Consider the following 13285-nt stretch of genomic DNA (forward strand, 5'->3'; position numbering starts at 1 on the left):
TTCCGAAATATTCTTCGATGCTCTTTGTCAAAAATACTCGGTGGAGCTCCTGCTATACCTTCGTTTTTTCTTCGACTATCTTTGAATGGTTACAAAATCGTATACGGCATAACCAAATACAAATGGTAAAAGACAGATCTTCCACCTGCGCATAAATATCTTTTAGAGCTCCAATAATGGCAGCGGTAATAGCAGTGTGCCGAGAGAATACGTCGGCCTTAGCAATTACTTCACCGTTGTAATATTCACTTTTCGTTCGAGCTTTACGCGTTGCTTTCAGATATTCGGCTTCCGTGATGAATGTTTTCGTAATCGCACCATGGTATATATATTTACGCTTTGTAGATAATCATCTTATCTCTGAATGTGAATCCGGGTTAATCGTATGACAATTTGTTTTCAGAAGCGTCCAAAATAATTAATTCAAAAGACCCCAGCGGGGTCAAAATATCATAGCCCCGGGTTTCAACCCGGGGTATATGTGGTTTAGAGGTAGGCTTGGCGCGATTTTTGACCAAAATTCGTGACAAGCAAAAAATGAACCTTGATTTCAATTTTGGGGTTTTCACAATTACAATATAGAGAAGATCAATTAGTTGCATTTAGGCCAGAATTTATTTTGGACGGGTGTGATTTGTTTTATACCTGCAAATAATTACCATAGTCGCGACATAAAACAGAACCGGTCACCAAATTCACTGGTGACCGGTTCCTACAGTCATAAAATAAGTTCTACTCATAACTTTACAAATGGCCAGACCGCTGTATTCAGCTGAAGATAATATTGCCCCGTAGGCAAGGATTGAATATCAATGGTTTTTCGCTGAGCGGGACCAAATATTCTGAAATCTACTTGCTTGATCAATTGCCCGAATGAATTGTAAATCGATGCCTTGACGTCCGGTTGTGTGCGGAATGCTTCATAATTCCGGACCGAAATCGTGATTTCATTGCTGGCCGGAACCGGACTTATCTGCACCACCGATTGCAACGGATCATCCCGGTTGGTGCGAACCCCCAGAATAAAGCAAATTTCTTTCGAGTCGCTGACATCGGATAAGCTTCCGTCTGTCGCCCGCAATCGCATCATGATGCAGGCCGTGTCTGAATCCATGAAGTATCCGGATGCCATCAAAGTATCCAGTAAATTGGAGTCCGCAACGGCAAGCTGTGTCTCCATGGTGTATGGGCTTCGGTACCATATCGAATCAAATGTACTGTCCACAGCCCATTCCAGCTGATAAATGATCGGATCTTCATCGACGGCGGGGGTCCATTCAATGACGACCTGAGTATTCATATTCGTGGTGTCTATGGTGATCTCGTCGGATGAAGAGATGGATGTACTATCTGCATCCGGGAAATAATTAATCATGGGCAAAAGCTGCCCGCGGATTTCACCAGTGGGGTGATTTTCGGAATGAATATTGACGTACAGGCCACTCCATACTCTATCCAGAATGGACTCCTCCCCGGTATCTATGCTGTTGCTGTCTGCCGTAAATTCTCCGGAAAGTTTGTCCTCCTCCAGTTCACTGTGAAGCGGTACGATGACATTGCCATTTTGTCCGGCCGGGGCCGTGTGAATATGGGATCCACCGGCAATGTTGGTCGCCAGGGGGGCTGACAGATTGCTGAATGATCCACTCAGGGTAGCCTGGTTCCCGTTGACTTCTGCAACAACGGTTCCTGATCCCGTGGCGTCGATGGGCGGCACTTCATTCTGTCCATCCAGATTCGCGATCAGGTAGTAGGACGAGAGGGGCAGGACTTGCCCTCTGATTTCACCGGATGGATGCCCGGTAGTATGGATATTTAGATAACCTCTGCGCAAACGCAGTACATTAAGTCCCGGTGCGGTCAATTCATAGTGGTTTCCCATGACGGGCATTCGTCCCGATTTTTGATCATCGCCGGGATGTATCTTCACAGGCATTACCACAGGGCCGTTTTGTCCGGCATACGCATTGTGTAAGTGTGCTCCGCCTGCGATGCTGGTGTCGATCGGTGTGGTGAGCCCGGACACAGAACCTGTCATTTTCATTGATTCCGGGTTCACTTCAAGTAAGACCAATCCTTTGGCTGGTGTGTTTACTGGTGGATTTTCCAACGATCCGCCAAATACCGCTGCATGATACATGGCCGCATCAAACAACAACTGCCCGCGAACCTCCCCGCTTCGGTGATTTTCCGTATGGATATTGGCATACAGCCCTCTTCGGATCAATGCAGTAGCGAGTGAATCTGCTAATACATGAATATTGCTGTCTGCCTGGACCCGGGCGTTCAACCCATTTTCAGAAATATCAAGGTGGAGTGGGAAGACGACCCCGCCATTGCGACCAGCCATCTCCATATGAATATGTCCACCCCCGGCAATATCCTGTGCGATCTCCGAAGATAAACCCTGGATGACTCCGGATAGGGTCAGCTGGTGGCCGTTCCATTCTCCTTTCAGTGCTCCGTGGGCCGTAGAGACAGCGGAGCTGAGCTCCTGACTACTAGTCATGGGCGCTGTAAAGTGCCAGGGCGCATCTGACAGTACCTGTCCCCGGATTTCGCCGCTCCCAAATTTTTCCGTATGTACGTTCACGTAGGTGCTTCGATTCATGAGCAACGCCAGGTTCGCTGAGTCCAGTCCATAACCCCGGGTTTCCAGTTTTCCTTCAGTTCCTGAATCGGACGTATTCTCCAACGGAAAGAGGACGCCGGCATTTTCTCCAGCCATACCACCGTGGAGGTGAATGCCACCGGCAATAGCTGTATTGAGCGGACTCCCGAGTCCACGGTATGAACCAAATACCAGAATGCTGTCCGGGCTCAATAGTTCTATGTTCACGGTACCGAGTGCTGTGGTCAGAACCATGGGTACTTCGTTGGTGCCACTGAGATAGGCTCTGAATAGTTTTTGGGAAGCTGCTGAAACGATCTGACCGCGAATTTCTCCACTGGGGTGATTGAGCGAATGAATATTAACGTAAAAATTTCTATTTCGGATGGCTTCCATTTGGTCCGGGGTCAAATCATATTCATTGTCATCCGCAGCCAGTGTACCTGATGTACCCTCTGAATCGGATTGAATGTTCAGCGGAATGGCTACACTACCACTGGATCCGGGAAGCCCGAGGTGAATATGACCTCCGCCGGCGATGTCTGTAGCGAGGGGTGAGGATAAGTTTTTGAAACTACCACTTACCGTCAACTCATTGCTGTCGAGTTCCAGTACGATCCGCCCTTCGGCGCGGGTGAGTATGGCAGGCATTTCATTGCTGCCGTGCAGGTTGGCACGGTAAAGTTCATCATCGGCATCGAGGATTTGCCCTCTGATCTCTCCGCTTGAAAAATCATGGGAATGCACATTGACATACATCCCGTGATCCTCCAGGAGGCTATCTTGCATCTCGGTAAGCATGAATTTGTTTTGGTCCGGCAAGAGTTGACCTGATGACAGGCCTTCATCGAATGTCGCTGTCAACGGAAATAGTACGCCCCCAATTTGGCCGGCCAGCCCGCTGTGGATATGTAAGCCACCTCCTATCGTAGAATCCACGCCGGATGAAATCCCTTGGAATTGACCCCAGGCGATCAAACTGTCGTTTTCCTTTTCAAAGTACAAGGTTCCCCGGGCCTCTGTCGATGTACCGGGCAGCTGATTCTCGCCGGTCAGGTAGGTCTTGTAATCGATGTCCCCGGTCATCATGATATTGTCGATCTCCACGGTGGCTTTTATTGTTTCTCCCCGCCAGGCCGGTGATGGACTGCTCAATAGACGCACGGTATTGACGGCGCTCATGATATCCTCCATGTTTCCTTCTTCACTGACCACGAGGTCGTCATCATCCAGGCTAAAGTGGACCGTCTGCCACTTTGTACCGGGGTGGACGGGTATGGCGTGTGTGTTGACAAAGTGGACCCCGTTGTCATTCGAAAATGTCAGCCGGAGGTGAATGGTGTTTGCCCCCGTATTGCGAACATCCATGAAAATATTTTCAATCCCGGCTTCGTCGTAGTCGCCGGTCCAGGCAGAAGATGTATTGATCATGACCCATTTACTTCCTACTCCTCCTCCACCGGATGACTCATTTTGCAGATAAGCACCGTTGTTCTCGACAATGACGGGCGGGTTCGGGCTTTTGTCCGGTTCTGACCATCCGCCCAGGTCTTCAGAAAAGTCAAGGTAGTACCATTTTTTCACTTGGGCATCGGCCGGGTTCTGAAGGGTGAAAATTAAGAGGGGCAGAAATAGTAAGTAAAGCTTTTTCATGTGAGCTGGATTATTGAATCAATAATTAATCTACGTCAAATCAGCAAGGATGACATCCGGATGCTTAATCTAATTTAAATAGACAACCACCCTGCAATTATATGCGGTTATTTTAGAGTGCTCTAAATATAATTAAAATTAAACGTAAATTAGATGTGTGGAGGAGTAATTAACATTAAATTTTTCCCTTCAGGTTGTTTTGGGCTCGATAAATTTGCTGAGTGCAAATTAGAAGGATTGGTACACAACTCTGAAAATTATAATATTTTCCAGAATAGGGTTTGGAATACCTCTAATTTTAGGTTGTAATTATTTGATATTAAGCGCTGTAAAAGTTACAATGTTGCACCGTGAGGATTAATCTGGAAAATGGTAAGGCATGATTTTATTTATAATATCTGATCTGAATAGATTGTGTTTTTGGCGGATTAAGTTATCCATCGAACAACCGTTGGTTTGGAAAATCATTTCAGTATCGGGGCAGATTAACCCCGCATATGACAGTGGGTTAATGCTAAGAAGCTATTATTTTACAACTAAAATCACAGCGCCAGATGTTTGTAGTTAATCTAAAAAGGAAAGTCGTCGCCGGGGTATTCTTTTTGGTATTGGTATTTGAGCAGGTCAAATGTGGTTAACAAACCAACCAGTTTTCGGTCTGAGTCAACCACCGGAACAGAATGAAACCGGTTTTGAAGCAGAACAATGGAAGCGGCGCCAATTTGATCTGTGGGGTTCAGAACTGCTAACTTTCGGGTCATGACATCACCGAGCAGGACCTTGTCCTTTTGATCTGGTGCGATGTTCAATCTTAAAAGATCAAAACTCGTGATTACACCTTCTAAAATTCCGTTTTTGCAAATGGGAATGTGATGAAAATGATTGTTTTGAAATATTTCCCGGGCATCTGCAATCGTGTTCTCGGGCCCCAGCGTGACCAGTTTGGTCGTCATAATGGTCGAAACCTCCTTATTCATAGTGTTTTATTGTTTTTATCAGCCATCAAATATAAAAATATTACGGGGATTTTTTTGCCCCAAACAAAAACCTGACAGCGTCTGCCTGAAGATGGCCTTTTGTTAATATGTGGTTTATTTAAGGCCAATAGTTTCGGATGGTTCATAAAGACCTGTTAGCGTTTATTCAACCGCACAAACACTCCCTCAATAACCTGACAGCGTCTGGCCGAAGATGACTTTTTGTTAACATATAATGTTCTAAAGGCCAATAGTTTCGGATGGTTCATGCAGACCTGTCAGTGTTTATTCAATCGCACAAACGACAGGTTTCAGTTGTGCTCGAATAAGTATTTGGATTAATAACTCCACCTTTCTGTTCAAAGCTAAAATATGATCAAAACACTGTCAGGTTATTCGCCCCGCCTCAACCCCTCAACAAATCAACCCCTCAACGAATATACCCCTCAACACCTCAAAACAGCAGATTTGCCTGGATCGATCCGGTATGAACCACGGAGGCATCGCCGGTTTTTCGACCGTGATACCGCAAAGAAACCACCAGATTATTGGGCAATCGACGCTGTACATTGAGTTCCCACAGCAGGTTTCCACCGGGACGGAGTCCTTCGAGCATCACCTGCTCCAGAGATATGTTTTGCTCTTCGGATTCAAATTTTACCCTGGAATAATCCACGGTAGTGTGCGCTGACCATTTCAGATCGGGTTTATATTGCCACGAAAGCTCATTGGTCCAGGTGCTGGATTTAGTGGTGCCTTCACGTTCCTTACCCTGGGTGATTCCCACCTTGTATTCCAATTGCATGGTTCGATTGATCATCCATCTTAACTTGTGGTTGCCCTGCAGGAAATGAATCCTGAAATTCCGTTCGGCAAAACTGGTCGCTGATTGATGGGTAATTCTTTTTTTTAATTCAATGAACGAATTAATCCGATTTGAAAACAGCAAAGTGGTTTTTGAAAAATACTCTTGTGAGTCAAATGATTCAGAGCCCGTATGGAGGAAGTCTTTCTGTTTCCTAACCCAGTATCCCAGGTGTTCCTGAATCACCTTTCCATTTCGGTTGAAATACAGGTTGGTTAATACATTTTGCCGGGAGGACACCAGAGCGGTATCGGGAATATTCCATAAGGACAACGCCCCGGTCCGTTGCTGTTTGTTCTCAATCTGGATGCTGTTATCGGTGGACCATTTGGACCAAAAGTCATGGGTCGTCCATTTTGCCAGATCGATATTCCACGCCCATTTTAATTTATAATTGAATGTAGAGATCAGGGTGTTCTCCAGCGTGCTGACTCGGATGTAGTTTCGCTCATCGGGATAGATGGCCGGGAAGAACTCATTGAGTTGCTGGATGGAGTCATTGTTTATATCGACGTATTTGTATTGGCCCTGGCCGGTTTCTACTTTGATGTACTGAAACTGGCGCCGGGGTTCCTTCCCGTTGGAAACCGCAATTTCTCCCTGGTTTCTCCATCCGTCATCAAACCATTTTTGGGCAAACAGCATCTGGCCGAGAATGTTCCAGCCTTTTTGATCGTCCTGAATGATGCTTTGTTCCTGTAGAACTTTAAGATGTCGGAGGGTGGTGATCCACCGTATAAAGCCTGTTTCTCCCGTGATGCCTGTCTGCATTTGCAAATCATCTGTCCGGAATGAGGGCAAGAAACCGTCCGCTTCCGTGCTATAATCCGTGCGACTGGAAAGCGTCAGAGAATGATTTTCCTTCCAGTCTACAGTGGTGTAGATTCGGTCAAAACGCATCGAACGGCTGGATAGGCTGTCGGTGTCCCGGCTCCGGACGGCGTTGTATTCTCCCTGATACCCGGTGGTTATAGCCAGATCGCCGGATTCTGTCCCGTGCCAGGTCAGGGTGGCTGCGGGTCTGGAAAATAGAGAACCTGTCAGGGATGTTCGACTTTGGGTAAGAGACTCGTATAGACTGATGTCAAAACTTCCGGGCGTCCAATCCAGGTTCAATTCATGCCGTTGGCCGCTATACAAGGAATCTGCATCGAAATTTTGATACCCATAACCGGTTTTGAAATTGCGGTCGTGGTAGGTTGCCCGGATCGTATATAGCTGTTCTCGGACGGTGCTTTGTTCGGCCGAATAGTTCCAGTTTCGGTTAAATTCCACGGGGCGGTAATTGCTGACCGGCTGGTAGGTTTGGTTTCGCCATTCCATGTTACCCTCGATTCGAAAGGATTGGTGGCGGGCGGAATCCAGGCTTTTCCCCCAGGAGAATCCACTGTATTGCGCCCATCCCACGTTGTCCGCTTTGTCCAGGGAAGAAAACCGGTTTAAGTCTTCATTGGTCAGGGACCATTCGCTAAATATTTGGTTTTCCTGATTGGGACCCCATGATTTTTTCAGGTCAAAACCAAACATTTGTTGTTTCTGCGGTGCCTGCAATCGGGTGATTGGGGCATAACTCCCATTGGAACTTCCGTCCGGGTCCGGAGCAACCCATTGATAAACTTCCCCATTGCTGAAATTTCCCTTTTGTTCATAATCGCCATTGCCCGGACCGACAAACGAAAATCCGGCGGTGTACAAGGGGACGTCCACTGGCTGCTTTACGAGGTCCAGGACCCGGGAGAACCCCATGGTGTCAATCAGCTGGTAGAGCACCACCCCTTCTTCAAAACCTCCATCCCAGGGGACGATGGAGGTGCCGTTCAGGTTTTCGACCTCATCACCTGCTTCGGCGAGAATGGCTTCATTTTCGGGGGTGAGAATATTGTTTTGGTAGGCATTCTTTCCGTCTTGTTCGCTGTACACATGTAGACCGAGTTCCCAGTTATTTTTTTTCCATGTGCTGTGCCCGGCAAAGAGACTGCGGAGGTAATTTTGTTCGGCAAATTCGTATTCCACGATAATCCGGCTGGTGGCGCTGATGTAAATGCGCGGCGTAAAGGTAATTTCACCCAGGTTGTAGTCGATGGTGTAATCATTGAGTTCGCCGCGTTGGAGTAACCGGCCATCCAGATAGACCCGTTCTGTACCTGCCAGAACGACGACAAACAAATTATTGCCCGTCTGAGCCAGTCGGTAAGGGCCCTGGTTTCCTTCTTCGGATTCAATGGTTGTTCGTTTAAACTTTCCTTTAGACACGGAGTAATTTATCGTGGACTGTTGGTTCCATCCGGTGGGGGTGGTGGAATCGTACCCGGCAAAGACCCCCTTTGTTTTTTTATAATATTGCATAAAATAATTCTCCGGATTCCGGATTTCATGATCACCGGCAATGAGTGTGGCATTGTCTTTTCGGAGCTGGATAAACACTTTGTCAAATTCCTGGAGGCGTTGGGAATTGCCTTCGGGCTGGATGGGTATGCTGTTGTCCGACAAACTGCCCACTACTTCGATGCCGTGGGGTAAGGAGCCTTTTAACTGTAGATCAAAATTGGAGTTGAGCGTGGTGTTTTGATTGTTTCCGATATTGATCCCCCGACCAAAATGGCCGCTGTAGGAGATGCTGGACCAGGCAGGAAGCGAAGCATCGGTGGCCAGCCCGCCCGGCAAACTTTTGATCAGATAATCACTTTTGACCTGTTGGGTATCTACCCATGTGGCAGGCCGGGCGAGGATGGGAGACAGTGGTTTCGTGTGGATGACAAAGTATTGATCATAGTGCTGCTCGTGGTTTAATATTATAAGCGTACGACTGCTGAGGTGGTAATCCACCGAATCCGATAGTCGATTTCCTTCCAAGGTGTGTATAGAAATAAGCGAGGGGTGGATGACCGGGTGGGGAAGGACCAGCGAATCATATTCTGCTGACACGGTATCGACCGGTACTGCCATCGACTGCCCCTGTGCGGGTGATGTCAGCAAGAACATCAGGCACCAGACGACGACCAGAGTCAGTATTGTAATACGCGTTTCCATCTTTTATGCGTCCATAACCAACATGCCGGTTGGTTTAATATATTTTCCATCACTTTTTTACTGTACAGCGATGTGATTTCTTCCGGAGAATAATTCTGAGCATCCCGGACCAAAAGGGTAAACCGGGCTTCGTAAAATCCTTGTCGGATTTTTTCAATATAGAAATAATATATGGGAATATTCCGACGGACGGCCAAGGTGCTCATCCCCGATACAAAAGGTGTCTGTACACCGAAAAAATCTGTCCAGTGGGCAGATTCTGTAAAAGGCGTCGATTGATCGCTGAGAAAAAGATAGGCGGAGGCGGAGCGGTCGGTCGTCAGGATATCCCGGATGACCTGCCCCATGGGGACCATCCGGGTGCCCAGTCTTTCCCGAAGCTGCGCTATGATCCGGTCCATGACCTGGTTTGATAGGGGTTTGTAAATGCCTACGGCACGTCCGGGGGTCTGATCTCCGGCAGAAAGTACCGCCCATTCCCAATTGTTTACATGAGCGCCCGCGAGAAACACATCCTGCCCGGTCTGCAAATCGCGGACGATTTCTTCGCTGAAATGGATCTCAAACCGACGCCGCAATTCCTCCGGTTTGATCGACCAGGCTTTGATGATCTCTGCAATGGTATCCATAAAATGACGGATGAACTGATGTTCCAGGATCTTGTGTTTTTCCGGAGTGTCATCAGGAAATGCAATTTCCATGTTGCGGGCGATCACTGAACGCCGATATCGGAAAAGTCCAAAGATAACCCAGCCCGTAAATCGGAACAAGCCATACAACCAGGCCAAGGGTAGTCTGCTCCATAGGTGAAAAGCTCCTGCTATCAGATAATATAAAATCTTTTGCATGGCAGTTCGGTTGATGGCGTGTGGGTGATTTTTGATGCATGTAAATGTAGCAAATAATAAGGAAGAAGTTGAAAGCTCAAAGCAAGGAAGCTCAAAGTCTCAAGCTCAAAGCTGAAAGTCTCAAGCTGAAAGTCTCAAGCTGAAAGCAAGGAAGCTCAAAGCTCAAAGTCTCAAGCTCAAAGCGAGGAAGCTCAAAGTCAAAAGCTCAAAGCTAAAAGCAAGGAAGCTCAAAGGTGAAAGGGGAAGGGGAAAGGGAAGTTATTTTACGTTTTAAACGAAATGCGGTTATAATGTGTTAGATGAAAGAATTATCAAAAATTAAAGATGAAAAGGCCTGGTGGAGCTGGTCTCGGAATGTTTTGGTAACGAAATTACTGTCATTTAATTTGGAAATAGAGAATGGATAATACAAAAAACAAACAATTTGAAACAGCCACGCTCGGCGGCGGGTGTTTTTGGTGTACCGAGGCAGTTATGCTGGAGGTTAACGGGGTAGAAAATGTCGTATCGGGTTATAGCGGTGGTGATACGCCCGGAAAACCCACTTACCGGGAAGTGTGTACCGGCCAAACCGGCCATGCCGAAGTGATTCAGGTGCAGTTCGACCCTGAAATAATTTCGTATAAAGATCTGCTTCATATTTTTATGACCAGTCACGATCCAACTACCTTGAACCGGCAGGGAGCGGACAGAGGCACGCAGTATCGATCAGTGATTTACTACCACGACCAGAATCAAAAAGAAACGGCTGAGGAGGTCCTGAATGAGATGGGGGATTTTTACGATGATCCCGTGGTTACAGAACTCAGCCCATTGGATGTGTTCTACGAAGCAGAAGCCAATCACCAGGATTATTACCGCAACAACACCTCCCAGGGATATTGCCGCATCGTCATAACGCCGAAGCTCAATAAACTTCGACAAATGCACGCGGATAAACTAAAAACAGCATCCGCATAACGGGATTATGAAAGATCACGATACAAACCAACCGCTGGAGAGTCAGACCGCGCCTGAGCTCCATGTGGATCAGTGGGTTGATCAAAATGGAGTGCCGACTGGCCCGGTGACTCTGTCCGATTATCATGGGAAATTCAAAGTTTTGTTTTGTTTTCAAAGCTGGTGCCCCGGCTGTCACAGCAAAGGATTTCCGGATCTGCAAATGATGGTCGAAGCGCTGAAAGGAAATGATGGCGTCGTTTTTCTGGCCATACAGACCGTTTTTGAGGGTTTCCATGCCAATACGTATGAAAAAATGATCGAAACCCAAAGGAAGTATGGACTCCAAATTCCATTCGGACACGATGCCGGTCACGAAAGAAAGTCGGTCTCCCGAATCATGCAAAACTATGGAACAGGTGGGACACCCTGGTTTATATTTATCGATCAGGATGATCAGGTGGTTTTCGCGGACTTCCATTTGGATGTAGAAAAAGCCATCGAATTTTTAATTAAAACAACAACCAATAATGAAAAGTGAAACGCTTACAGTACAACATCAACCAGATCAAAACCGGTTTGTCATGGATATCGAAGGGCAGACCGCGACCGTAAATTACCGCCACCGGGATGGAAAGATTTGGTTGGTGCATTCCGAAGTGCCGCTGAATCTGCGGGGACAGGGGTATGGCAAAATATTGGTTCACAAGACGTTTGAGAAGCTGACCGAAGAGGGGTATGAAGCGGTGTCCGTTTGTCCGTTTATACGCAAAGTAGCCGCGCGAAGTGAGCGATGGAAGGAAGTGGTCGAGCATTAGTGGTGGTTGAGACGCTGCGCATTTAGGAGTTGGGGCGCTACGCTCTTAGTTGTTAGGGCGCTTCGCTTTTGGTACGCTGTGCTTTTGGGAGTTGGGGCGCTACGCTTTTGGGCGCTGCGCTCTTGGTTGTTGGTACGCCTCCCTACTTCGTGACGGGAGGTAAACTTCGCTGTTAGTGTTTCCTCCCTTAGCCATTAGCCATGAGATGGAGCGATATCTGAGTCAAAATAATGGGTGCAAAAAAGCAATTTTGCAAGAAATATTAAAAAAGAAAAATCATTATGAAAGCTATTTGGAATGATCAGGTCGTCGCCGAGAGTGATGAAACCAAGATTGTAGAAGGGAACCATTATTTTCCGCGGAGCAGCATCCGGGAAGCGTATTTTAAACCATCAGATACCCGTACCCACTGTCATTGGAAGGGCGAGGCATCCTACCTGACCCTTGAGGTAGATGGTGAAGAAAATGAGGATGCAGCCTGGTATTATCCGGAACCCTTTGACGCTGCCAGTCACATCCAGGATTATGTCGCCTTTTGGAAAGGGGTGGAAGTCAATGATTAATTATGAATGGTTGATGCGGGATTAGTGGGTTTTTTTGTGTTCGCATCATTAATTCTTTAGTACATGGAGAGTACATGAGTTTTATTTTGTGGTTTGATTTTTAAGTTTTGGATTAGATTCTGGTCTTCTGATGTGTTTTCATTTTTTTGGGGTGTGCTGGAGGTTGGTGGTACCGTTTGTGGTTGGATACATATCGTTGTCAACTAAGAGTTTGTCTGCCAACGAAAGACCACCTACAAAGAAAAAAAGCTGATGATTGAAAAAATAGCATTTGGAGGGGGGTGTCACTGGTGTACGGAAGCCGTGTTTCAGTCGTTGATCGGAGTCGAAATAGTGGAACAGGGATTTGTGGCATCTACTGGTGCGAATGATACTTTTTCGGAAGCGGTTGTGGTTCATTTTGACAAAGAAAAAATTTCACTAAGGGAGCTCCTGACCATACATCTACATACCCATGCCAGTACTTCGGAACATCGAATGCGGGTAAAGTACAGGTCAGCTGTTTATGCTTTTTCTGCTGCGCAGATCGATCAGGTGAATTCAGAACTGGCCGTATTGCGCAAAGATTTTGAGAAGAAGCTCGTCATCAAAGTGTTGCCCTTCAGGGCGTTTCGTCCGTCTGAAGAGCAGTTTAGAATCTATTATTACAACGATCCGGAGAAGCCTTTTTGTAAAACTTATATACAGCCCAAGTTGGATCGGATAGCTGGTAAATTTCCAGATAAGTTAAAAAATAGAAGCTGAAACCACTCTAGAAAATCATATTTTAAAATGATTACTCCCTCCAAAAAGGAATCACTACGATTGACATCCATAGAAAAAGACTTCACCCTAATTTATAACACATAGACGCCAATGGAGACCAACTACCCACAGCGTTTCAACCAATCTAGTCGTTGATTTTCAAAATTCAATACTCTATTATATATGTAAATGGCGTGGTGCCTAAAGCCTGCCTGACTACTTCCTATTATTGAACAT

Annotated in this window: 9 protein-coding genes; 5 read left to right on the forward strand and 4 right to left on the reverse strand. The window is 46.6% G+C overall.

Annotation, left to right across the window (positions count from 1 at the left end; all coding sequences use genetic code 11):
- Nucleotides 1-736: 736 nt before the first annotated feature.
- The 4 genes from KUV50_RS00885 to KUV50_RS00900 form a co-directional block, all read right to left on the reverse strand.
- Entirely contained in the window at nt 737-4264 is a 3528-nt protein-coding gene (locus KUV50_RS00885; protein WP_222578193.1) for a CHRD domain-containing protein, read from the reverse strand.
- Between the two features lie 569 nt (nt 4265-4833).
- The gene (locus KUV50_RS00890; RefSeq protein WP_222578194.1) at nt 4834-5241 is read right to left on the reverse strand and encodes an HPP family protein; all 408 of its coding nucleotides are present in this window, start codon (nt 5239-5241) and stop codon (nt 4834-4836) included.
- A gap of 454 nt (nt 5242-5695) precedes the next feature.
- On the reverse strand, nt 5696-9136 hold the full coding sequence (locus KUV50_RS00895; protein WP_222578195.1) for a hypothetical protein: 3441 nt from the start codon (nt 9134-9136) through the stop codon (nt 5696-5698).
- A complete protein-coding gene (locus KUV50_RS00900) occupies nt 9112-9984 on the reverse strand; it encodes a lysophospholipid acyltransferase family protein (RefSeq protein WP_222578196.1) in 873 nt (290 codons plus the stop codon). The genes KUV50_RS00895 and KUV50_RS00900 overlap by 25 nt, the downstream gene beginning before the upstream one ends.
- A 399-nt stretch (nt 9985-10383) precedes the next feature.
- Between KUV50_RS00900 and msrA the strand changes: the two genes are divergently transcribed.
- From msrA to KUV50_RS00925, 5 genes are all read left to right on the forward strand, one after another.
- On the forward strand, nt 10384-10944 hold the full coding sequence (gene msrA, locus KUV50_RS00905) for a peptide-methionine (S)-S-oxide reductase MsrA (RefSeq protein ID WP_222578197.1): 561 nt from the start codon (nt 10384-10386) through the stop codon (nt 10942-10944).
- A gap of 7 nt (nt 10945-10951) precedes the next feature.
- Nucleotides 10952-11464 (forward strand): peroxiredoxin family protein, encoded by a 513-nt coding sequence (locus KUV50_RS00910; protein ID WP_222578198.1) that lies wholly within the window; start codon nt 10952-10954, stop codon nt 11462-11464.
- Nucleotides 11454-11741: a GNAT family N-acetyltransferase gene (locus tag KUV50_RS00915; RefSeq protein WP_222578199.1), complete on the forward strand. Its 288-nt coding sequence runs from the start codon at nt 11454-11456 to the stop codon at nt 11739-11741. The genes KUV50_RS00910 and KUV50_RS00915 overlap by 11 nt, the downstream gene beginning before the upstream one ends.
- Before the next feature lie 281 nt (nt 11742-12022).
- Nucleotides 12023-12304 carry a DUF427 domain-containing protein gene (locus KUV50_RS00920; protein WP_261394949.1) on the forward strand — a complete coding sequence of 94 codons (282 nt, stop codon included), beginning with the start codon at nt 12023-12025 and terminating at the stop codon, nt 12302-12304.
- A 252-nt stretch (nt 12305-12556) separates the two neighbouring features.
- Nucleotides 12557-13048 (forward strand): peptide-methionine (S)-S-oxide reductase, encoded by a 492-nt coding sequence (locus KUV50_RS00925; RefSeq protein WP_222578200.1) that lies wholly within the window; start codon nt 12557-12559, stop codon nt 13046-13048.
- The last annotated feature ends 237 nt before the right edge of the window (nt 13049-13285 follow it).

The sequence above is a fragment of the Membranihabitans marinus genome (assembly GCF_019802045.1).
GTDB lineage: Bacteria > Bacteroidota > Bacteroidia > Chitinophagales > Saprospiraceae > Membranihabitans > Membranihabitans marinus_A.

Excerpts from the sequence above, each read along its gene's own strand:
- KUV50_RS00895 (WP_222578195.1), bottom strand. The coding sequence starts at position 9,136 with ATGGAAACGCGTATTACAATACTGACTCTGGTCGTCGTCTGGTGCCTG.
- KUV50_RS00915 (WP_222578199.1), top strand. The coding sequence starts at position 11,454 with ATGAAAAGTGAAACGCTTACAGTACAACATCAACCAGATCAAAACCGG.
- KUV50_RS00920 (WP_261394949.1), top strand. The coding sequence starts at position 12,023 with ATGAAAGCTATTTGGAATGATCAGGTCGTCGCCGAGAGTGATGAAACC.
- KUV50_RS00910 (WP_222578198.1), top strand. The coding sequence starts at position 10,952 with ATGAAAGATCACGATACAAACCAACCGCTGGAGAGTCAGACCGCGCCT.
- msrA (WP_222578197.1), top strand. The coding sequence starts at position 10,384 with ATGGATAATACAAAAAACAAACAATTTGAAACAGCCACGCTCGGCGGC.
- KUV50_RS00925 (WP_222578200.1), top strand. The coding sequence starts at position 12,557 with ATGATTGAAAAAATAGCATTTGGAGGGGGGTGTCACTGGTGTACGGAA.
- KUV50_RS00900 (WP_222578196.1), bottom strand. The coding sequence starts at position 9,984 with ATGCAAAAGATTTTATATTATCTGATAGCAGGAGCTTTTCACCTATGG.
- KUV50_RS00890 (WP_222578194.1), bottom strand. The coding sequence starts at position 5,241 with ATGAATAAGGAGGTTTCGACCATTATGACGACCAAACTGGTCACGCTG.
- KUV50_RS00885 (WP_222578193.1), bottom strand. The coding sequence starts at position 4,264 with ATGAAAAAGCTTTACTTACTATTTCTGCCCCTCTTAATTTTCACCCTT.